This window comes from Dokdonella fugitiva (assembly GCF_004342425.1).
Classification (GTDB): Bacteria; Pseudomonadota; Gammaproteobacteria; order Xanthomonadales; family Rhodanobacteraceae; genus Dokdonella_A; species Dokdonella_A fugitiva.
Genome location: NZ_SLWQ01000001.1, coordinates 228,304 through 249,445, shown reverse-complemented (window position 1 = coordinate 249,445; position 21,142 = coordinate 228,304). Strand labels below are relative to the sequence as shown.

Annotated in this window: 16 protein-coding genes; 7 read left to right on the top strand and 9 right to left on the bottom strand. The window is 68.7% G+C overall.

All coding sequences use genetic code 11. The features are described 5' to 3' along the window. Nucleotides 1-15: 15 nt before the first annotated feature. Complete coding sequence (locus EV148_RS01000) at nt 16-996, bottom strand: alpha-ketoacid dehydrogenase subunit beta (protein ID WP_131992141.1); 981 nt, start codon at nt 994-996, stop codon at nt 16-18. Between the two features lie 116 nt (nt 997-1,112). Then, on the bottom strand, nt 1,113-2,192 hold the full coding sequence (gene pdhA / locus EV148_RS00995; RefSeq protein ID WP_131992138.1) for a pyruvate dehydrogenase (acetyl-transferring) E1 component subunit alpha: 1,080 nt from the start codon (nt 2,190-2,192) through the stop codon (nt 1,113-1,115). A 182-nt stretch (nt 2,193-2,374) separates the two neighbouring features. Here pdhA and EV148_RS00990 point away from each other — a divergent pair, with 182 nt between their 5' ends. Together EV148_RS00990 and EV148_RS00985 are read left to right on the top strand one after the other, a co-directional pair. Then, nucleotides 2,375-3,232: a tryptophan 2,3-dioxygenase gene (locus EV148_RS00990; RefSeq protein ID WP_131992135.1), complete on the top strand. Its 858-nt coding sequence runs from the start codon at nt 2,375-2,377 to the stop codon at nt 3,230-3,232. Nucleotides 3,233-3,415: 183 nt separating this feature from the next. Further along, nucleotides 3,416-4,948, top strand: a complete 1,533-nt coding sequence (locus EV148_RS00985) for a peptide MFS transporter (RefSeq protein ID WP_131992132.1) — start codon at nt 3,416-3,418, stop codon at nt 4,946-4,948. Between the two features lie 69 nt (nt 4,949-5,017). Here the strand turns inward: EV148_RS00985 and EV148_RS00980 are convergent, their stop codons facing one another. Next, nucleotides 5,018-5,458 (bottom strand): MarR family winged helix-turn-helix transcriptional regulator, encoded by a 441-nt coding sequence (locus EV148_RS00980; RefSeq protein ID WP_131992128.1) that lies wholly within the window; start codon nt 5,456-5,458, stop codon nt 5,018-5,020. Nucleotides 5,459-5,526: 68 nt separating this feature from the next. Between EV148_RS00980 and hppD the strand changes: the two genes are divergently transcribed. The 4 genes from hppD to maiA all read left to right on the top strand — a co-directional run bounded on the left by hppD (nt 5,527) and on the right by maiA (nt 9,808). Next, entirely contained in the window at nt 5,527-6,612 is a 1,086-nt protein-coding gene (gene hppD / locus EV148_RS00975; protein WP_131992125.1) for a 4-hydroxyphenylpyruvate dioxygenase, read from the top strand. A 56-nt stretch (nt 6,613-6,668) separates the two neighbouring features. Next, nucleotides 6,669-7,967: a homogentisate 1,2-dioxygenase gene (gene hmgA / locus EV148_RS00970; protein WP_131992122.1), complete on the top strand. Its 1,299-nt coding sequence runs from the start codon at nt 6,669-6,671 to the stop codon at nt 7,965-7,967. Between the two features lie 154 nt (nt 7,968-8,121). Next, a complete protein-coding gene (locus EV148_RS00965) occupies nt 8,122-9,114 on the top strand; it encodes a fumarylacetoacetate hydrolase family protein (protein WP_131992119.1) in 993 nt (330 codons plus the stop codon). Between the two features lie 28 nt (nt 9,115-9,142). Continuing rightward, nucleotides 9,143-9,808: a maleylacetoacetate isomerase gene (gene maiA / locus EV148_RS00960; protein WP_131992116.1), complete on the top strand. Its 666-nt coding sequence runs from the start codon at nt 9,143-9,145 to the stop codon at nt 9,806-9,808. Between the two features lie 14 nt (nt 9,809-9,822). On the opposite strand, the gene EV148_RS00955 is transcribed toward maiA, so the two are convergent. The 6 genes from EV148_RS00955 to EV148_RS00930 all read right to left on the bottom strand — a co-directional run bounded on the left by EV148_RS00955 (nt 9,823) and on the right by EV148_RS00930 (nt 19,749). Next, on the bottom strand, nt 9,823-10,251 hold the full coding sequence (locus tag EV148_RS00955; protein WP_131992113.1) for a CBS domain-containing protein: 429 nt from the start codon (nt 10,249-10,251) through the stop codon (nt 9,823-9,825). Between the two features lie 122 nt (nt 10,252-10,373). After that, a complete protein-coding gene (locus tag EV148_RS00950) occupies nt 10,374-13,382 on the bottom strand; it encodes a DUF11 domain-containing protein (RefSeq protein ID WP_131992110.1) in 3,009 nt (1,002 codons plus the stop codon). Between the two features lie 31 nt (nt 13,383-13,413). After that, nucleotides 13,414-14,346 (bottom strand): glycosyltransferase family 2 protein, encoded by a 933-nt coding sequence (locus EV148_RS00945; RefSeq protein ID WP_131992107.1) that lies wholly within the window; start codon nt 14,344-14,346, stop codon nt 13,414-13,416. A 71-nt stretch (nt 14,347-14,417) separates the two neighbouring features. Beyond that, complete coding sequence (mtgA, locus tag EV148_RS00940) at nt 14,418-15,134, bottom strand: monofunctional biosynthetic peptidoglycan transglycosylase (protein WP_131992104.1); 717 nt, start codon at nt 15,132-15,134, stop codon at nt 14,418-14,420. Nucleotides 15,135-15,215: 81 nt separating this feature from the next. Next, nucleotides 15,216-18,782 carry a S8 family serine peptidase gene (locus EV148_RS00935; protein WP_131992101.1) on the bottom strand — a complete coding sequence of 1,189 codons (3,567 nt, stop codon included), beginning with the start codon at nt 18,780-18,782 and terminating at the stop codon, nt 15,216-15,218. Between the two features lie 139 nt (nt 18,783-18,921). Continuing rightward, nucleotides 18,922-19,749 (bottom strand): Cif family virulence factor, encoded by an 828-nt coding sequence (locus EV148_RS00930; RefSeq protein WP_131992098.1) that lies wholly within the window; start codon nt 19,747-19,749, stop codon nt 18,922-18,924. Between the two features lie 318 nt (nt 19,750-20,067). Here EV148_RS00930 and EV148_RS00925 point away from each other — a divergent pair, with 318 nt between their 5' ends. Then, complete coding sequence (locus tag EV148_RS00925) at nt 20,068-21,057, top strand: hypothetical protein (RefSeq protein WP_131992095.1); 990 nt, start codon at nt 20,068-20,070, stop codon at nt 21,055-21,057. Nucleotides 21,058-21,142: the final 85 nt, after the last annotated feature.

Here is a 21,142-nt window from a genome sequence, read left to right as displayed (position 1 = left end):
TCGGCTCCGGGTCGCTCAGCTCGCGGCGAGCGTGCGCTTGGCCGCGGCGACGATGCGCTCGACGCTCGGCAGGTACTTCATCTCGAGGCGGTACAGCGGGATGTGCGTGTCGTAGCCGGTCACGCGTTCGACCGGCGCGACGAGGTCGTACATCGCATGCTCGGCAAGGCGGGCAGCGATTTCCGCGCCGAAGCCCGCGGTGCGCGGCGCCTCGTGCACGATCACGCAGCGGCCGGTCTTGCGCACCGACTCGTGGATCGTGTCGAAGTCGAGCGGCTTGAGCGTCGCGACATCGATGACTTCGGCGCTGATGCCTTCGTTCGCGAGGGCGTCGGCGGCTTCGAGCGTCTCCTTCACCTGCGCGCCCCAGGTCACGAGGGTGACGTCGCTGCCGTCGCGCAGGACGAAGCAGACGTCGAGCGGCAGCGCCTCGCCGTCGTCGGCGACTTCTTCCTTGTACTGGCGGTAGATGCGCTTGGGTTCGAGGAACACCACCGGGTCGGGGTCGCGGATCGCGGCGAGCAGCAGGCCGTAGGCGCGACCCGGCGAGGACGGCAGCACGACGCGGATGCCCGGGATGTTCGTGAACAGGTGTTCGTTCGCTTCCGAATGGTGTTCGGGCGCGCGGATGCCGCCGCCCCACGGCGCGCGGAACACCGCCGGGCAGGTCATGCGCCCGCGCGTGCGCGTGCGCAGGCGCGCCGCGTGGCAGGCGATGTGCTCCATCATCGGGTAGATGAAGCCTTCGAACTGCGCCTCGGCGACCGGCTTCATGCCCTGTGCGGCGAGGCCGACGGTGAGGCCGGCGATGGTCAGTTCGTCGAGCGGCGTGTCGATCACGCGCTCGGCGCCGAACTTGTCCTGCAGGCCGACCGTCGCGCGGAACACGCCGCCGTTGACGCCGACGTCCTCGCCGAGCACGACCACGCTCGGGTCGGACTTCATCTCGTGGGCGAGCGCCTGGGTGACGGCTTCGATGAGGGTGATCTGTGCCATTCCGCTGATCCGTTGTCGGTGCGTCGATTCGGTGGGAGCGGCTTCAGCCGCGATGGCCTTCCGTGCGATGCGCCGGAAGCCGGGCATCGCGGCTGAAGCCGCCCCCACGCCAATACTCAGTGCGCGGCCTTGTCCGCGGCGAGCGCTTCGGCGCGCTGCGCGACGAGGTCCGCCGGCAGCTCTCCCCAGGTGTAGTCGAACATCGCCGCCGTAGGTTGCGACTTCGTCTCGAGATAGGCATTGACCTCGGCATCGACCCTGGTCGCGCACTCGGCCTTCCAGTCCTCGTCTTCCTTCTCGGTCCACGCGTTGAGCGACATGAGGTACGCCTTCATGCGCTTGAGCGGCTCGCGCGCCCACGCGGCCTTCACCTCGTCGTCGGGACGGTAGCGGCGCGCGTCGTCGGCGGTCGTGTGGTCGGACAGGCGATAGGTGACCGCCTCGATGACCATGCCGCCGTGGCCGTGGCGCGCGCGCTTGATCGCATGGTCCATCGCCGCGCGCATCGCGATGAGGTCGTTGCCGTCGACCTGCAGGCATTCGAGGCCGGCGGCGATGCCCTTCTGCGCGAGCGTCTTCGCGCCGGTCTGCATCGTGCGCGGTACCGAGATCGCCCACTGGTTGTTGACGATGACCGCGACGAGCGGCAGCTGCATCGCGCCGGCGACGTTGATCGCGCCGTAGAAGTCGCCCTTCGACGAACCGCCGTCGCCGACGACGGTGACCGCGACGCGTGGCTCCTTGCGCACCTTGAAGGCGAGCGCGGAGCCGGCCGCGTGCAGGCACTGCGTCGCGATCGGCACGCACCAGGCGAAATCGTGCGCGGGCCCGGAGAAGTCACTGCCGCGCTCGTCGCCGCCCCAGTACAGCAATACCTCGCGCGGCTTCACGCCGCGATGGAATTGCGCGCCGTATTCGCGGTACATCGGCGCGAACACGTCGTCCTCCTGCATCGCGCTGCCGATCGCGACATGGGCGGCTTCATGGCCGAGGCACGATGCGTAGGTGCCGAGCTTGCCGGTGCGCTGCAGCGCGACCGCCTTGGCGTCGAACACGCGCACGAACAGCATTTCCTTGTACAGCTCGACCAGCTGGCGGATGTCGCGTGCGATCGCGGGCAGGTCGTCGCGGACGAGCTTGCCGTCCGCGTCGAGGTATTGCAGGAATTCGATCTCGAAGGTGGCGGCGATGGACAAGACAGCCTCCGTTGCGGTGTCGCACGGCGCGAATGCGCTCGGAATACGGTGCCGGATGGGCCGGTGTGCGGCCGCGGCGACGGGAGCGGAACAGTAAGCAAGAGGCCACCGCTCCCGCAAGGCCCGGCGCAGCATCGTCGATGCGGGTTACACTGGCCAGCTCCCGGGAATACGGCGTCGCGATGAACGATCTGCATAACCTGCGCCCGCTCGAACAAGGCATCGAACTCGACCTGCGTGACCGCACGACGTATGGCGGCTACCTGCAGCTGCCCGTGCTGCTGTCGGCGCAGAAGCCGCTCAGCGACCCGCCGCACCACGACGAAATGCTGTTCATCGTGCAGCACCAGGTCGCCGAGCTGTGGATGAAGCTGATGATCCACGAGCTGCGCGCGGCGATCGCACGCCTGCGCGAGGGCGACGTGAACGCGACGCTCAAGGTGCTCGCCCGGGTGAAGCAGGTGCAGCAGCAGCTGTTCGCGCAGTGGGGCGTGCTGGAGACGCTGACACCGTCGGAGTACCTCGAGTTCCGCCACGTGCTCGGTCCCGCCTCGGGCTTCCAGTCGCAGCAGTACCGCACGATCGAGTTCCTGCTCGGCAACAAGAACGCGGGCATGCTCAAGGTGTTCGACCACGACCCGGCGGCCCAGTCCGAACTGCGCCGCGCGCTGGTCGAGCCGAGCCTGTACGACGAAGTACTGCGCTTCCTCGCGCGGCGCGGCCACGCGGTGCCCGCGGCGTGCCTCGAGCGCGACTTCAGCCGCCCGCACGAGCGCACGCCGGAACTCGTGCCGGTGTTCAAGCGCATCTACGAGCGGGCGCGCGACTTCTGGCCCGAGTACCACCTGTGCGAGCAGCTCGTCGACATCGAGGAAGCCTTCCAGCTGTGGCGCTTCCGCCACATGAAGACGGTCGAACGCATCATCGGCTTCCGCCGCGGCACGGGCGGCTCGTCCGGTGTCGCGTTCCTCAAGAAGGCGCTCGACCTCACGTTCTTCCCCGAACTCGTCGACGTGCGCACCGAGATCGGCGCGGCCTGAGCCGGCGCCGGGGCGCGAGGGTCGGGCTGAATCGGGCCGGCGCCGGATCGCTGCCCGCGGCCGTCGATCCGCCATCAAATGGAGGCCGGCGCGCCTGGCCTCGGCCAATCCCGCTGCGCTGCGGTTTGACGCGGCGGGCGCCAGCGGTTACACGTTCGCGATACGTCACTCCGAGGGGAATCCATGTCCACCGCCAGCCCCGGCGCGCCTGCCGCGCCCCCGAGCTTCCCGCAGCGCCTCGGCCATCCGGCGCCGTTGTGGATGCTGTTCATGACCGAATTCTGGGAGCGCTTCGCGTTCTACGGGATCCGCTGGGCGCTGGCACTGTACGTTGTGGCACAGTTCTACGACGGATCCGGTGAAGGCCAGGCGCCGGCCGGCAAGCTGTACGGCGCCTACCTCGCGCTGGTGTACGCGGGTGCGATCTTCGGCGGCTACGTCGCCGACAAGATCCTTGGCTACCAGCGCTCCATCATGGTAGGCGCAGTGATCATGGCCGCGGGCCTGTTCATGATCGCGATCCCCAACGAGCAGGTGTTCAAGCTGGGTCTGGCCACGGTTATCGTGGGCAACGGCATGTTCAAGCCGATCATCTCCACGCTCGTCGGCAAGCTGTACGCGCAGGGCGACGAACGTAGGGATTCCGGCTTCACCATCTTCTACATGGGCATCAACTGCGGCGCGTTCGTCGCGCCGATCGTTACCCAGATCCTCGCGAAGAAGGTTTTCGGCATCGAATCGATGCCGGCATACAAGGTCGTGTTCATCGCATCCGGCGTGGGAATGCTGCTCAGCTTCCTGTGGTTCTGGTTCGGTCGCGGCCAACTCAAGGGCATCGGCATGCCGCAGGTCGGGCATGAAGGCCTGGGCCGCATCCTGGCGGTCGCCATCGGCGCGTTGTGCGCGATCCCGGCGTTCTATTTCCTGTTGACCATCGATGCCAGCCAGCTGCAGTGGTACGTGCTGACACCGATGTTCCTGGCGCTGTGCGTGCTGATTCTGGTCGAAGGCTTCAAGGAGGGTCGGGTGGCGCGCGACAAGGCCATCGCGATGCTGCTGATCTTCCTGTTCAACGTGCTGTTCTGGTGCTTCTTCGAACAGGCTGGCAGCAGCTTCACCTTCCTCGCCGACCAGATCGTGAACCGCGACATCGGCATGCACGGCCTGTTCCAGGCGCTGGCCGGGGAGGCCACGTTCCCGAACGCGTGGTTCCAGTCGGTGAACTCGGTGGCCATCATCACACTGGCCCCGATCGTGGCGTGGATCTGGGTGAAGATGGGCAAGGCGAATCCGTCGATCCCGCGCAAATTCGGCCTCGGCATCATCTTCAACGGCCTGGCCTTCCTGCTGCTGGTGTACGCATTGTCGTCGCTGGTCGCGCCGGACACCGGCAAGATCCCGTTCTGGACCCTGTTCGCGGTGTACTGGATCCAGTCGGTCGGCGAGTTGTGCCTGTCGCCGATCGGCTTGTCGATGACCACCAAGCTGGCGCCGGTGCGTCTGGTCGGTTTCGGCATGGGCGGCTGGTTCCTGTCCACGGGCATCGGCAACAACCTGTCCGGCCTGTTCGCTGCGGAGGCCAGTGGCGAGGGCGGCATGACCGTGGCCTCGGCACACGCAGCCTACACGAGCGGCTTCTGGATCCTGTTGATCGGCGGCGTCGTGTTGTTCTTGATCGCGCCCTTGATCCAGAAGCTCATGCACGGGGTGAAGTAGCGGCAGGGAATCAGGGATCCGAAGAGCGGATTGCTCTCGACAATTCCCGATTCACCCTTCCCGGCTGCTTTACACCGGTGCGAGCTTGTCGAGGATCGCCAGCAGCGCGCGCTGCTCGTCGGCGCTCAGCTGGGCGAGCATCGAGCGCTCGTGGGCGCGGGCGAGCGGGGCGACCGTGTCGTGCACCTTCCAGCCCGCCGCGCTCAGGCGCAACACCGAACGGCGCTTGTCGCCGTCGTGCGCGCGCCGTGACACGCGCCTGGCCTCGACGAGGCGCGTGAGCGCGCGGCTCACCGCGACCTTGTCCATCTCCGTGCGCGCGGCGACTTCGCTCGCCGACAGCCCCTCGCCGTCATAGCGCGCGAGCACGGCCATCACGCGCCATTCCGTCATCGACAGATCGAAGCGGTCCTGGTACTCGCGCGCGATCGCCTGGCTGACCCGGTTGGAGAGGATCGACAGGCGGTACGGCAGGAAGCGCTCGAGCTCGAGCGGGGCATGGTCGGCCATGTGGCGGTGCCGCTTGAATCAAGTTTCAGATGAAACTATCTTAGCACGTCTCAGTACCGGAGGCCGCCATGAACGCCCAACCCAACCTCGGCATGCAAGTCACGACGTTCGACAACCCGATGGGCATCGACGGCTTCGAGTTCGTCGAATTCGCCGCGCCGGCCGGCCGCGGCGCGGAGCTGCATGCGCTGTTCGGGCGCATGGGCTTTTCCGCCGTGCTGAAGCACCGTTCGCGCGCGATCACGGTGTATCGCCAGAACGGCGTCAACTTCCTCGTCAACGAGGACCCCGATTCCTTCGCCGCCGACTTCGCCGCGCAGCACGGCCCGTGCGCGTGCGGCTTCGCGATCCGCTTCAGGAAGCCCGTGGCGGAAGTCGAGCAGGCTGTGATCGCCAATGGCGGCGAGCGCATCGCACACAAGGCCGCGTCGCGCGCGATCGACGTGCCGGTGGTCAAGGGCATCGGCGACTGCATGCTCTACCTCGTGCCGCGCGACGGCGACGCTTACGCGAACGACTTCGTCGCGATCGAAGGCGCGGACATGAACCCGAAGGGCTTCGGCCTCACGTTCATCGACCACCTCACGCACAACCTGTACTTCGGCAACATGCAGAAGTGGTCGGACTACTACGAGCGCCTGTTCAACTTCCGCGAGATCCGCTACTTCGACATCAAGGGCGCGAAGACCGGCCTCGTGTCGAAGGCGATGACCGCGCCTGACGGCATCGTGCGCATCCCGCTCAACGAATCGAGCGATCCGAAGTCGCAGATCAACGAGTACCTCGACGCCTACCACGGCGAGGGCATCCAGCACATCGCCTGCTTCACCGACGACATCTACGAAACGGTCGAGAAGATGCGCGCGGCCGGCGTCGAGTTCCTCGACACGCCCGACACGTATTTCGAGGTCATCGACATCCGCATCCCGAACCACGGCGAGGACGTGCCGCGGCTGGCGAAGAACAAGATTCTCATCGACGCCGACCCGGAAACCAAGCAGCGCAAGCTGCTGCAGATCTTCACGCAGAACGCGATCGGCCCGATCTTCTTCGAGATCATCCAGCGCAAGGGCAACGAGGGCTTCGGCGAAGGCAACTTCCAGGCGCTGTTCGAGTCGATCGAGCGCGACCAGATGAAGCGCGGCGTGCTGTGACGAACCGAGCCCCTCTCCCGTCGTGAGAGAGGGCTCAAGAACGAAGAAGGCGGGCCATGACGATCGCAGGCAACGGCTACCAATCCGGTTTCGGCAACGAGTTCGCGAGCGAGGCGATCGCCGGCACCTTGCCGGTCGGACGCAATTCGCCGCAGCGCGTCGCGCATGGGCTCTATGCGGAACAACTGTCCGGCACCGCGTTCACCGCGCCCCGCCATGCGAACCGGCGCAGCTGGCTCTATCGCATCCGGCCCGCGGCGATGCACGGGCCGTTCGTGCCGTTCGAGCAGCCGGGCTTCCACAACGATTTCGGCGACGGGCCGGTCACGCCGGACCAGCTGCGCTGGAGTCCGCTGCCGCTACCGCAGCAACCGATCGATTTCGTCGAAGGGCTGTTCACGATGGCGGGGAACGGCTCGCCCGCCGCGCAACACGGCGTCGGCATCCACCTGTACGCGGCCAATCGCGACATGCAGGGGCGCTGGTTCCATGACGCCGACGGCGAGCTGCTGATCGTGCCGCAGCAGGGCGGCCTGCACGTCGAGACCGAACTCGGCGTCCTCGACGTCGTGCCGAACGAGATCCTCGTCATCCCGCGCGGCGTGCGCTTCCGCGTGGCGTTGCCCGATGGTGCCGCGCGCGGCTATGTCTGCGAGAACTTCGGCGCGCTGCTCAAGCTCCCCGACCTCGGTCCGATCGGCAGCAACGGGCTCGCCAACCCGCGCGACTTCCTCGCGCCACAGGCGGCGTACGAGGACGTCGAGGGCGAGTTCGAACTCGTCGCGAAATTCCAGGGCCATCTCTGGCGCGCGCCGATCGATCATTCGCCGATCGACGTGGTCGGCTGGCACGGCAACTACGTTCCGTACAAGTACGACCTGCGCCGGCACAACACGCTCGGCTCGATCAGCTACGACCATCCCGATCCCTCGATCTTCCTCGTGCTGCATTCGCCCGGCGAACACGAAGGCGTCAGCAACATGGATTTCGTGATCTTCCCGCCGCGCATCCTCGCGATGCAGGACACGTTCCGCCCGCCGTGGTTCCATCGCAACGTCGCGAGCGAGTTCATGGGCCTCATCCACGGCGCCTACGACGCGAAGGCGGAAGGCTTCGCGCCGGGCGGCTGCTCGCTGCACAACAGCTTCACCGGCCACGGGCCGGACGCGGCCACGTTCGAGAAGGCGAGCGCGGCCGACACGTCGAAACCCGACTACATCAAGGACACGATGGCCTTCATGTTCGAGACGCGCGCGGTGATCCGGCCGACCGCGCAGGCGCTCGCCGCGGCACACCGGCAGCGCGACTACCAGGCGTGCTGGCGCGGCCTGAAGAAGCACTTCCGCGCGCCGTGAGCGCAGGCACCGCGCGCGCCTGCGCCGTGGCGCGCGTGGATCCGCTGCATCGCGGATGGTGCACGCGAGCAGGTGCGTGGCATGGAATACTTACGCCGGCGCGCGCGCGTGCGCCCGGTCCTGCATCCCAGTCAATTTCGGAACGGTCAGAACCATGAAACTCGGATCCCTCAAGGAAGGCGGTCGCGACGGCACGCTCGTCGTCGTCAGTCGCGACCTGTCGCGCGCCGTACGCGCGGACGCGATCGCGCCCACGCTGCAGGCCGCGCTCGACGACTGGTCGAACACCGCGCCCCGCCTCAACGCGCTCGCGGCGGGGCTGGAAGCCGGCACCGCCGCCGGTGCTTTCGCGCTCGACATGGCGCAGCTCGCGGCGCCGCTGCCGCGCGCCTACGAATTCGTCGACGGCTCGGCCTACCTGCCGCACGTCGAGCGCGTGCGGCGCGCACGCGGCGCCGAGGTGCCCGAGAGCTTCTACGTCGACCCGCTGATGTACCAGGCGACGAGTGCGGGCTTCTACGGGCCGCGCGACCCGATCCTCGCCTCGAGCGAGGAATGGGGCATCGACCTCGAGGCGGAAGTCGTCGTCGTCACCGACGACGTGCCGATGGGCGCCGAGCCGGCGACCGCGGCCGCGCACATCCAGCTCGTCGGGCTCGTCAACGACGTCTCGTTGCGCGGGCTGATCCCGGCCGAACTCGCCAAGGGCTTCGGCTTCCTGCAGTCCAAGCCGCGCTCGGCGCTGTCGCCGGTGTTGGTCACGCCGGACGAACTCGGCGACGCCTGGCAGGGCGAGAAGCTGCACCTGCCGATGCGCACCTGGATCAACGGCCGCTGGTTCGGTGAAGCCGAAACGGGCGTGGACATGCAATTCAGTTTCGCCGACCTCGTCGCGCACGCGGCGAAAACGCGCCCGCTCGTCGCCGGCACGATCGTCGGTTCCGGCACGATCGCCAACGAGGATACCGGCAAGGGCGCTTCCTGCCTCGCCGAGCAGCGCACGGTCGAAACCCTGCGCGACGGCAAGCCGAGCACGCCATTCCTCAAGTTCGGTGATACGGTACGCATCGAGGTAACCGATGGTGCGGGTCGCAGCATCTTCGGCGCGATCGAGCAGACGGTCACGCGGCAGGAGCCGCGCGGCTGACGCAGGCATCGACTGCAAGGGGGCGGGCATGTCGAACCATACGGATCTCCTGCTGTACGACTACTGGCGTTCGAGCGCGTGCTATCGCGTGCGCATCGCCCTGAACCTCAAGGGGCTCGCCTACGCGACGCGGGCGGTGCACCTCGTCGACAACGGCGGCGAGCAGCATTCACCCGCCTACCGCGAGATCAATCCGCAGGAAGCCGTGCCGGTGCTGGTCGACGGCCAGCGCGTGATCCGCCAGTCGATGGCGATCATCGAGTACCTCGAGGACGTGAACCAGGACCGCCCGCTGCTGCCGGCGATGCCGCGCGATCGCGCCCATGTGCGCGGTCTCGCGCAACTGATCGCCTGCGACGTGCATCCGCTCAACAACCTGCGCGTGATGCAGTACCTCGAGCGCGAACTCGGCGCCGACGCGGCCGCGCGCGAGCGCTGGATGAAACACTGGATCGAGCTCGGTTTCCGCGCGTTCGAGGCGATCCTCGTCGACGACGCGGCGACGGGCGAATTCTGCCATGGTGACGCGCCGGGGCTCGCCGATGCGTGCCTCGTGCCGCAGGTCTACAACGCGAAGCGCTTCGGCGTCGACCTCGCGCCGTACCCGACGATCGCCGCGATCAATGAGCGCTGCCTCGCGCTGCCGGAATTCGACGCCGCCCGACCGGAGAACCAGCCGGGCGCAACCGCGTAGCGGGCGCCCTCCGCTCAGCCGGCGATATAGCGCTGCAACTGCTCGATCTGCGCGCCCTGTTCGCTGATCATGGCCTTGACGAGGTCGCCGATCGACACCACGCCGACGACCTTCGCGCCTTCGACGACCGGCAGGTGGCGCACGCGGCTGTCGGTGCACAGGCGCATGCAGGTTTCGACCGTGTCGGCAGGGTTCACCGTGATCACCGGCGAGGTCATGATGTCGCGCACGGGCGTGTCGTTCGACGAGCGCCCCTTGAGGATCACCTTGCGCGCGTAGTCGCGCTCGGAAACGATGCCGACGAGCTCGTCGGCGCGCATGACGAGCAGTGCACCGATGTGCCGGTCGGCCATGGTGCGGATCGCTGCGAGCACGGGTTCGTCGGGGCCGACGGTGTAGATGCGGCTGCCCTTGTCGGCGAGGAGATGCTTGACCTGGAGCATGTGCGCCTCCGCTCGAGCGCGGCGTCGCCGCCGCGATCGCGAGTGTAGCGCCGGCGCGCGGCGGCTGCTTGCCGCCGCGCAACACGTGCCGGCATCGGGCGATGCCGGCACGAGGACCTGCGTCAGCCGCAGTCGAAGCCGTCGGCGAACGGCGACGTCACGAGCGGAGCGGTCGCGCTCGCGCTGTTGTTCGTCGACGTGGGATCGCCCGTCGCCGCATTCGCGCTCGCGCTGAAGGACACCGGATCGGGCGCGACGTAGCCGCGCGACACGCAGACGTCGGTCGTCACCGTGCGTGTCTGGCCGGCCGGGATCGCCGGGAATGCGCACGGATAACCGGTCGTGCAGTCGCCGCTGTTGTGGTGGAACGAGATGCCGGCCGGCATCGGGCTGTCGAGCTGCACGTCGGCCGCGTCGTCGGGACCGTTGTTGGTCACCGAGACCGTGTAACGCTGCTGCAGGCCCGGCTGCACCACCGCCGGCGGCGTGATCGTGACCGAGAGGTCGGCGCCACCGCCGGTGCTCGGCAACGGCCATGCCCAGGCGCCGCGCGAGCGCGTGAACGCCGCGAGCGTCGTGAAGCCGCGGTCGATGTTGAGGCTCCACACCATCACGTGCGGCAGGCCTTCGAAACGCTGCCACACCGGCGTCGCGGCGCTGATGTCGTCGGTGTAGTAGAGGCCCCAGTCCATGCCGACGAAGACCTGGTTCGCGTTGTGCGGGTTGACGATCACCGCGTTGGCCGGGATGTCCGGCAGGTTGCCGCTCTTGTCGGCCCAGGTGAAGCTCGCGCACTGGGCCGTGCAGGTGACGCGGAACACATGGCCCGGCGTCGCCGCGGTGTTGGCGGCGAAGCCGCCGACCGCGGCGTAGCCGACCAGCGGATTGTGCGGATCGGTGGCGACATCGAGGATCGGCCGGTTCGGCAGAACCGCGTTGCCGCCGGTGACGTTGACCGCGGTCGCCGCGCCTGCGGCGCCGAGGCCGAACACGTACTGCACGTTGCCGTCGTTGGTGCCCGCCATCGCGACGGTGGGATCGCTGACCGAGTAGTGGATCTGGTTGATGTAGGAGCGGTTGTCGCTGCCGACGATGAGGTTGTTCTTGGTCAGGTCGCCGGTCTTCGCGGTCCACGAGCTCGACGGCACGCCGCCGCTGAGCGATTCCCACACGCGCTGCGTGCCGAGGATGATGTGCTTGCAGCCGGCCGCGCTCGTGCACGCGCTGCCCGGCGCATCGAGCTCGCCGTAGCGATAGAGGTCGAACGGCGTGAAGAAGCTCGCGCGGTCGCTGCCCCAGTTGCCCGAGATGGATTGTTGGTTGCCGAACGGACCGGTCGTGCTCACGTACAGCGCCGCGTAGTAGATCGACGTGTACCAGTACTGGCCGAGCACCGGCTCGATGCGCGAGACGATGCCGTCGCCGCCGTTGGTCGCTTCCCACGCGGCGGGCCCGGGCGTACCGGAGAACACGACCGAGGCGCTGCCGTTGTCCTGGAAGCCGGCGGTCGCGCCCGCGTTCGCCGAGGTGGCGAAATTCGCGGTGATGTCGCCGTGGTAGATCTCGATCGTCGGCAGCTGCTTGTTGAGGTCGGTCCAGTTCGCGTTGAACGCGCTCGTCGCGGTCAGCGCGTTGTCGACGTAGTAGATGCCGCCGTCGTTGCCGTTGAGCACGTGGTTGGCGTCGTTGCCGACGATCGCGGTGGCGTGGTTGTCCGGATGCACCGGGCCGCCGCCGTAGGCCTGCGTGAGGTTCACGTACGAGCTGCCGCCGTTGGTCGAACGGAACAGGTCGACCGCATTCACGAACAGCACGTTGGGGTCGGTCGGCGACACCTTGAGGCCGGCGTCGTACCACATCTGCGTGCCGGCGCCGCTCGGCGTCGAGACCTGGCTCCAGGTGTCGCCGCCGTCGGTCGTCTTGTAAATGCCCAGGATGCCGCTGCTGCTGACGTTGGAGAACATCGCGTAGAGCGTGAGCGGATCGCTCGGCGCGACCGCGAGTTCGAGGCGCCCGCGGCTCGTGTTCGGCGTGCCGTTGCCGGTGCCGGCGGGAAAACCGTTCGCGAGCAGCGTCCAGTCGCCGACGGCGGGGCATCCACTGGCGGGCATCGTCGCGCGGTAGACGCCATTCGCACCGTTCTTGTTGAGGTTCGGCTGCACCGGCGTCGCGTTGCCGCGCGTGCCGACCGCGGCGTAGAGGTAGGTCGTGCCGCTGCGATTCACCGCGAGCAGGCCGGTCATGTCCTGGCGCTGTTCGCCGGCGCCGCTCGTGAATGCGTTGGTGTAGCACGGGCCAGTCCAGTTGTTGCCCGCGTCATTGGAGAAATACAGGCCGGTCTTGGTGCCGACGATGACGTTGTCCGAGTCGTTCGGGTCGACCACGACCTTGCCGATCGCCTGGTACTGCGGGAAGCTGCCGGCGGAAGGGCCGTAGACGGGATTGAACACGTCGGCGCCGAGCAACTGCCACGTCTCGCCGCGATCGGTGCTCTTGAGCACGCCCGCGGCGCCGAACGACATCGAGCCGTAACGCAGGTCGCCCGTGCCCGCGTAGAGCACGTCGTGGTTGGACGGATCCATCGTGATGTCGCCGATCGCCATGCTCGCGATCTCGGGGAAGTCGGTCTTGACCTCCCAGGTGGTGTCGGCGGTGCAGCAATTGGTGGTCTTCCACACGCCGCCGCCGTCCGAGCCGAGCCAGGCGACTGCCGGGTTGTCCGGATCGCTGACGATGACGTTGGTGCGGCCGGCGGCGCGGTCCGCGCCGAAGCCCTCACCGGTGAGCGGCTGCGGACCGAGCAGGGTGAATGCATCGGGGTCGAGCGCGACGGCCTTGTCCGCGGACGGTCGATAGGTCTTCTTGCCGGCCGGCACGCCGCTCGCGATCGCCTTGTCCTGGCGCGCCGAGGCGAGCAGCCAGGCTGGTTCGAAACGAAGGTGCTGCGCGTCGCCGCCATAGCCGACGCGGATCGCCCAGTAGTCGCCCTCACTGGGCGAACGGCCTTCCTCGCGTTCCTCCGACTCGCCGTGGAAGAACATCGGCCGCTCGCGTTCGGCCAGCTGGACGTAGCCCACATACAGGCCCAGGACGCCGACCGCGGCGCCGAGCCACGCGTACCCCTTCCTCATCGAGCTCTCTCCCCGCAGGCTGATCGGGACGTCAGCCAACCGACGGATGATACTCGTCCACGAGGTACAGCGGGCGCTGCTTGGATTCGACGTATAGACGTCCGAGATATTCGCCGATCACGCCAAGCGCCATGAGCTGCAGGCCGCCCAGGAAAAGCACGACGACCATCAGGGAGGGATAGCCGCGCACCGGGTCGCCGAACAGCAGCGCCTTGCCGAGCACCCACAGCGCGAACCCGAATGCGACGAGCGAGGCGGCGAGGCCGATGTAGGTGGCGAGCTTGAGCGGCGCGCTGGAGAACGAGGTGATGCCGTCGATGGCGAAGTTCCAGAGCTTCCAGTAGTTCCACTTGGTCTCGCCCGCATGGCGCGGATCGCGATGGTAGACGACCGCGACCTGGCGGAAGCCGACCCAGGTGAAGAGGCCTTTCATGAAGCGCTGCCGTTCACGCACCTGGCCGAGCGCGGCGAGCGCGCGGCGCGAGATGAGGCGGAAGTCGCCGGTGTCGCGCGGGATCGGCGTCGACGACAGGCGTTCCATCACGCGGTAGAAGCCCGACGCGGTCATCTTCTTGAAGCCGGTCTCGCCCGCGCGCGAGGCACGCGTGCCGTAGACGACGTCGTAGCCTTCGCGCCAGTGCCGGACGAAGGTCGGTATCAATTCCGGCGGGTCCTGCAGGTCGGCGTCGATCACCACCGCGGCGTCCGCGTCGACGTGGTCGAGCCCGGCGGTCAGCGCGAGTTCCTTGCCGAAGTTGCGCGACAGCCTGAGCGTCGACACGCGTGCGTCCGCGTCGCGCAGCGCGCACATCACCGCCCAGGTGTCGTCGCGGCTGCCGTCGTCGACGTAGAGCACTTCCGTGTCGAGGTCGAGGCGATCGAGCACCGCGGCGAGGCGTGCGTGGAACTCGCGCAGGCCTTCGCTCTCGTTGTAGGCGGGCACGACGACGGTGAGCTTGGGCATGGCGGATCCGGCGCAGGATGCGAATGACAGAATGCTAGCGGACTCCGCGCGCGCCGGGATGACGACCGCGTTCAGCGTGGGAGGTAGGCGGCGCCGCCCAGCTGGTTCGCCTGGCGCTGGATCCAGGCCGCGCGCCGCAGCACGTACGGGCTCGGTTTGTCGACGTGGAAGCGTGCAGGGTTGGGCAATACGGCGGCGAGCAGCGCGGACTGGCGCGCGTCGAGGCGGTCGGGCGTGGCGTGGAAGAACCGTTCGCTCGCGGCGCCGACGCCGTAGATGCCGTGGCCGAACTCGGCGATGTTGAGGTACACCTCGAGGATGCGCCGCTTCGGCCACAGCGTTTCCAGCAGCACGGTGAAGTAGGCCTCGAACCCCTTGCGCACGAAGCTGCGCCCATTCCACAGGAACAGGTTCTTCGCCACCTGCTGGCTGATCGTGCTCGCGCCACGCAGCCGTTCGCCGTCGTCGGCTTCCTCGAGCGCACGCTGGATCGCCTCGAAGTCGAAACCGTGGTGGAGCGGGAAGCGCTGGTCCTCGGCCGCGACGAGCGCGATCGGCAGCGCGGGCGAAACGCGTTCCCACGGCGTCCAGCGATGGCGCAGCACGAACGTCCGGTCGCCCGAGGCCTTCGCCTCGAGCCAGTCCGCCGCCATCACCGCCGACAGCGGCGGTGGCACGAAGCGCAGCAGCAACACCAGCAGCACGCTGCCGGCGAACCAGGCCAGGGCGGCGAACAGCAGCCAGCGGGCAAGGCGTCGCGACCAGCGGCGGCGGGGTGGTGCGGGCAAAGGCGGCTCCTGAAACGACACCGGCGCGGAAATCCGCGCCGGTGTCCTACAGCTTAGCCCGCTCGCGCGGTCAGTGGTACGTCACGGCGTGCACATGTAGCTACCCGTGCCCGGCGCGCCGGTGATCTGCACCTGGTCGAGGAAGAAGCCCGCGAACCCGGCCGCCGGATCCGACGAGAAGCGCCAGCGGATCTGCACGTTCTGGCCGGCGTAGCTCGCGAGGCTGGTCGTGAACGGCTTGAACACGGCGGTCGCGCCGCCGTTGTTCGGATCAGCATTCGATCCCGCCGTCGTCACGCCGTTGAAGGCACCGTGGCTCGCCGCGTAGCCGCACGCGTTGACCGGGGGATTGGTCGTCTGCGCGAAGCTGCTCGGATAGCCGCCGGTCGGCGGCAGGTCGTTCCACGTATTGCCGCCGTCGGTGGAGATTTCCTGCACCACGCCGTCCCACTGGTACTCGAGGTCGTACTTCGCCTGGAAGCTCAGCGTCGCACCCGCGGTGATCGCCAGCGTCGGCGTCGTGATGCTCGCGCAGGTGTTGTCGGGGTACGGTCCCGTGTCGCCGCCGTTGTGATAGCTGTAGCTGCCGGCGGACGCGGTGACGTTGGTGATCCGCCAGGGCGCCTCGAGCGTGACGTAGCTGTGCGTATCGACGTCGTCGAGGTAGTTGCCCGGGTCCGGACCGTCGACGCCGCTCGGCGTCGCGTTCGCGACCACCGAGGTCACCGAGGCATTGCCGACGCCGTCGACCGCGTGCACGCGGTAGTAGTACGGCGTGCCGTTGCTCACGTTCGTGTCGGAGAACGTCGTCGCCGCGAGCGCGCTCGCGATCGTCGTCGGTGCGGTGAAGTACGGGCTGGTATCGCGCTCGACCGTGTAGGTGACCGTGTCCGCGGCCGGGCAGTTCGACGCGCCGGCGGCCCACGACAGGTTCACGCTGCAGCTCGCGTTGGAGGCGTCGGTCGCGAGCGAATGCACGTCGAAGCTCGGCTGCAGGGTGCAGTCGTCGAGCGAAACGACGTCCACGCACTGCGATGCGTCACCCTCGATGTCGTCCTGCACGCCGCGCAGCTTGTACGCGTAGCTGTAGCCGCCCTGGCTCGTGTCGTCGTTGAGCGGCAGGCTCGGGCCGTTCGCGACCAGGTGGAAATCACCCGCGGCCGCGGTCGCGCAGGTGCCGTCCGCACGATACAGCTGCCAGCTCTGCGGGGTGCCGGCGGCGGTTGCGTCGACACTGATGCCGCCGGCGCCATTTGCGCCGATCGTCGGCGCGGTCGGTGCCGCGAACGGCGTCGGATCCGGCATTGCGAACTTGCCCGAGACGGCAAGGCCGTAGCCCTGGCGATCGGTGCCGGCGCGGCCATTGCCCGGGATCGACGTGCCCTTCACGCGGATGGTGTAGCTGCCCGCGGCCGGCGCGGTCAGGCGCACCTGCTCGACCGTGTTCTTCGCGTCGGCCGTGCCGCCCGTGACCGAGACGTTGCCGCTGAACTGGTTGCCGAGGTAGGTGCCGCCGGGACCGACGACCTCGAGGTCGAGGTTGTTGACCAGCGTCGATGCGGCGCCGACCGAGGCTTCCGGATCGAACCAGGCGAGAGTCACGCGCAGTTCGACGCCGGCGCCGACGTTGGCGATCGTGTACTCGTTGACGTCGCCGGTCTCCAGGCCGGCCGCATTCGTGCGCTCGAACACGCGCAGGCGGCGGCTGTCGTCGCCGTTGGGCATCGTGTCCTTGAACCACAGGTTGCCGTCGAGCCAGGGGCGGCCCCAGCCCGTGCCGGTGTTCGGGAACGCGCTCGGGCTCGTGGTCGGCACGGTGCCGTTGAGCAGCACGGCCTTCATCACGGCGCCGGTCGGGTTGTATGCGTCGAGGCCGGCCTCGGTGAACGGGAAAACGCCGTCGAAACCGTCGGCGAACACGAGGTCGGACGGGATGCCCGTGCCGGTCGTGCCGCGCGGATAGAAGCCGTCGGCGAAGTACTGGCGCAGCAGCACCGCGTTGCCGGCGATCGTCGGCGTCGCCATCGACGTGCCCGAATTGGACACGGTCTGCGGCGCGGTGATCGTGCTGGTCACGCTGGTGCCGTTGCGGGCCGAGATCGTGCCCGTGCCCGGCGCGGCGACGTCGGGCTTCTGGCGGCCGTCCGCGGTCGGGCCGGCGTTGGAGAAGCCTGCCTTGGTCAGGCTGCCGGCATGGCCGAGCGCGGCGACGGTCACCGCGTTCTTCGAGTTGCCGGGCGAGCCGACCGCCATCGCACCGGGCTGGTCGTTGCCGGCGGCGATGACGACGAGCAGGCCTTCGTTGTTGCGCGTGGCGCGATCGGTGTTCGCATCTTCGGTCGTGTACTGGCCCGAGCTCGACGAGCCCCAGCTGTCGCTGTGGATGCGCGCGCCGCCGGCATAGGCCTGCTCCAGCGTGCCTTCGAAGTCCTGCGTGATGACCGCGGTTGCCTGGTTCGGGCCGATGTCCTGGAACAGCAGCTGCGCGTTCGGCGCCATGCCGTCGGCTAGCTCGTGGTTCGGCGCGTACGGCGTCGACGGCATGTAGGTCGTCGCGCCGAACGTGCCGGCCGCGTCGCCGACGACGGTGCCGGTCGTGTGCGTGCCGTGGCCGGAGACGAAGTCGTAGTCGGTCGGACCACCGGGTTGCGTCCAGTAGGCGATGATCTTGTTGTCGGGATGGAGCGTACCGATTGCTGGCGGCACCGGCGGCGGATTCTCGGCGAACGTGACTTCCGTGTGCGGGCCATTGCCCTTGTCGAGCGTGGCGAACCAGGCCGCGTTCGGCGTCGTGCCGGAGTCGGCGACGGCGACGATCTGGCCGCCGCCCGTGATGCCGTGGTCGAACAGCGGCGTCGGGCCGCAGATCGGGCCGCTGCCGGCGCAGGTGCCGCTCAGGTTGCCCTGGATGGCGCCGATGCCGCCGGCATTCATCGTATGAGGCGCGATCCACGGCGACACGAATGCGACGCCGTCGATGGCGGTGGCCGCGTCGACGAGACGGTCGAGCGCTGCGGCATCGACCTTCGCGCGTACGTACGGCAGTGCTTCCGCGCGCATGCTGCGCATCGTGATCTCGACGCCCGGAACCTGCTTGACGAGCTGCCCTTCGATCGCGGCCGAGGAGACGCCGTCGAAGGCCTGGATCATGAGTTCGTAACGGCCGTCGTTCTGCAGCGCGGCCGAGCTCGCGCGCGTCGCCGACCACAGGGCGGGATCGAGCTTCATCGCCGGCGCGACCGCGCCCGCCCAACGCACCGCCGCATCCTGGGCGAGGTCGGCGAGTCGCACGCCGTTGAGGCGCACGTAGTAGGCGTTGTTCGGCACGTAGCCGAGGATCTCGGCGCCGCGCGCGGCGAGTGCCTTGCGCGCGGCCTTGAGCCCGGCCGGCTTGAATTGCACGATCGCGTAGTTCGACTCCGTCGCCGCGCCCACGCCGGCGTCACGCAGGTCGAGCGTCTGGCGCGCCGGATCGAACACGCCTGCGCGCAGGAGGATCAGGTCGGGATTGCCACGTGCGGCCTCGATCGCGTCGAGCGACGGCTGGCCGGCGATGACCGTGTTGGCGGCGATCGCTTGCGGCCCGAGCGCGCCGAGCGCGATCGTGAGGGCCGCCGCGAGTGCTGTGCGTGCAGGCAGTGGTGTCATGGGCGGGATCTCTCGCTGGGGAAGGGCGTGCACCCGGCCCGGGGCGGGGCGCAACCGCCCGAATATGCTTCCGGAGGTCCCGGTGCGACAACTGCCGATAGGCCCGGTGCGCCTCCCACTGCAGGCGTAGCGCCCCCCGTCAGCGATTCGACAGGCTGAGATCGACGAGCAGCTTCCAGGCGCCGTCGCGCCAGTGCCACGCGCGCATGTAGCTGCCGCATTCGACGCAGGCCGGATCGCCACCGAGGGTATAGGCGAAGTCGCCGCTCGCGGAGAGGTCGAGCGCACGCCGCGCGCCGCGCCCGAGCCCGCTCGCGTCCTTGCGCACCAGCTCCAGCGCGGCGGCGCCGTCCGCCGGCAGCTGGCCGTCGCGCATAGCGTGCAGTGCGGGATCGGCGAATGCGTCGAACGCGTGCGCCGGATCCCTCGCGAGTGCGGCGCGCAGCGCATCGTCGGCGTTCTCGAGCGCGATGCGCCGTTGCGCCAGAGCGGCGGCATCGAGCGGGGCGGTCGCCGACGCATCGACGAGCGCCGTCACGCCGGGGGTCGGCGGTGCAGGTGTCGGATGTCCCACGCCGGCGTCCGCCTGCACGCGCCAGATGCCGTCCGCGCCGCGCTTCCAGAACGTGAGGAAATGGCCGTGCGCGTACTGTGTCGCGCCTGCCGCATGTGCAGCCCACGGGCCGGTCGACACGGCGAGCTCGCCGCTCGCGGCGATCGCCACCTGTTTCGGGCCCCACTCGAGCAGGCGGCCGTCGTCGGGATCGCGCGCGAGCGCGGGCAGCGCCGGCACCGGCGTCGGCCGCAACAGCCACGCGTCCGCGTCGAAATGCGCGAGGAAGGCGAGCCGCGTGCCGAAGCGATGGGCATCGAGCGCGAAGCCGCGTTCGGCGGCGACGACCGCGGCGAGGTCGGGCGACAGGCTGGTTGCGCCGAGCGCGCCGGTGACGAGGAGGGCTGCAAGCATGGGAAGTGACATCCGCGAAAGGGGTGCGTATTGCACCAGCGCAGGCGCCACCGGGGCGGTCGCGAAGCGGCACCCCGGCTCGCCGCGGTCACGGTTCGTCGAAAACGCGACCATCGCGCCTGCTGGTGCGTCTGGTACCCGAGCGGTGGACACTCGACCTGTGACCGGATCGACGCTCCGCGCGCCCCCGGGTGCTGTTAGTTTTTCGTGAATCGCGCTATCCTTAAACTGTGTATCAATGCGCGTCGGAGGAACTCCGATCGCGCATCCGGGTCCCAATCCAGCCGAATGTTTCCGCCGTCCAGTCCACGTCCGCGCATGAAGTTCCGCCTCGCCACGCTGCTGCTTTCGCTGCTCCCGCTCGCGGGAACGGCACAGCCGTTGCCGACGCTGGCGCTGCAGGCGCAAACGACGCCGCTGGTCGAACAACTGCTCGCGCTCGACCCTTCCGGCCAGCCGCTCGACAATGCATCGGTACTGCCGATCTGGTCGCGCGCGAACGGCGAGCTGCTCGCCGTCGTCACGTTGCCGCGCGACTGGATCGTTTCGCCGGTCGATGCCGTGCCGGCCTACCGCGGCCCGTCCTCCTGGGCGCTCGCGGGCAGCAACGGTGCCGCCAACGGACTGGTGTGGAGCCTCCCGGATGGCCTGCGCATCGATGCAATGCTCGGCCAGTACCTGCCCGCGATGCCGATCGCGTGCGCGGCACCGGGTTGCACTGCCGCTGCATCGTGGTCGCGCGGCACCCTGACCGGTGCGCTGGGCATGGGATGGGCGAGCGCCGACGGTGGTCTCGATCTTTCCTACGGCCTGTCCTGGCTGCAGTCGCCGGCCAATGCGCCGAGCCTCGGGGACCTCGCGATCACGTCGTTGCCGACGCTCGCGCTGCCGGATGCGCCGCTCTATTCACTCGGGCGCGAAACCTCCATCTATGCGCACGGTCGCTGGCGCTTCGAGCAGGGCCCCGCGCTCGACATCGCGGCGAGCTACGGCCATGGCAAGCTCTCGGCGATCGACGGCCTCGCCGGGCCGGCGTCCGCGATCGACCTCGACCAGCTCTCGCTGAGCCTCGGTCTCGATGCCGGTTCGCTGCGCGGCGCGATCGTCGGCCACGTCCTCAGCAGCGACGATCCCGCGCTGGCGGGCAAGCGCTGGACCACCCTCGACCTCGGGGTTTCGTGGCGCACGCCGTGGAGCGGCGAGCTCAGCGTGGGCGCACAGAACCTCTGGTCGGCGCCGTTGAACTCGCCGCGCGACAGCGACAACCAGGCGCGCACGCCTTACATCCAGTACCGTCAGGACCTCTGACGCGCCGCATCGACGTCCGCGCTTCCGCCACGCGCCGGACTTCCGCTTCCCGTGATGCCGATCCTGCGCCTCGAGGTGCCGGCGA

Coding starts and splice junctions, on each gene's coding strand:
- EV148_RS01000 (WP_131992141.1), bottom strand. CDS start 996: ATGGCACAGATCACCCTCATCGAAGCCGTCACCCAGGCGCTCGCCCAC.
- EV148_RS00990 (WP_131992135.1), top strand. CDS start 2,375: ATGAACGATCTGCATAACCTGCGCCCGCTCGAACAAGGCATCGAACTC.
- EV148_RS00985 (WP_131992132.1), top strand. CDS start 3,416: ATGTCCACCGCCAGCCCCGGCGCGCCTGCCGCGCCCCCGAGCTTCCCG.
- EV148_RS00980 (WP_131992128.1), bottom strand. CDS start 5,458: ATGGCCGACCATGCCCCGCTCGAGCTCGAGCGCTTCCTGCCGTACCGC.
- hppD (WP_131992125.1), top strand. CDS start 5,527: ATGAACGCCCAACCCAACCTCGGCATGCAAGTCACGACGTTCGACAAC.
- hmgA (WP_131992122.1), top strand. CDS start 6,669: ATGACGATCGCAGGCAACGGCTACCAATCCGGTTTCGGCAACGAGTTC.
- EV148_RS00965 (WP_131992119.1), top strand. CDS start 8,122: ATGAAACTCGGATCCCTCAAGGAAGGCGGTCGCGACGGCACGCTCGTC.
- maiA (WP_131992116.1), top strand. CDS start 9,143: ATGTCGAACCATACGGATCTCCTGCTGTACGACTACTGGCGTTCGAGC.
- EV148_RS00955 (WP_131992113.1), bottom strand. CDS start 10,251: ATGCTCCAGGTCAAGCATCTCCTCGCCGACAAGGGCAGCCGCATCTAC.
- EV148_RS00950 (WP_131992110.1), bottom strand. CDS start 13,382: ATGAGGAAGGGGTACGCGTGGCTCGGCGCCGCGGTCGGCGTCCTGGGC.
- EV148_RS00945 (WP_131992107.1), bottom strand. CDS start 14,346: ATGCCCAAGCTCACCGTCGTCGTGCCCGCCTACAACGAGAGCGAAGGC.
- EV148_RS00935 (WP_131992101.1), bottom strand. CDS start 18,782: ATGACACCACTGCCTGCACGCACAGCACTCGCGGCGGCCCTCACGATC.
- EV148_RS00930 (WP_131992098.1), bottom strand. CDS start 19,749: ATGCTTGCAGCCCTCCTCGTCACCGGCGCGCTCGGCGCAACCAGCCTG.
- EV148_RS00925 (WP_131992095.1), top strand. CDS start 20,068: ATGAAGTTCCGCCTCGCCACGCTGCTGCTTTCGCTGCTCCCGCTCGCG.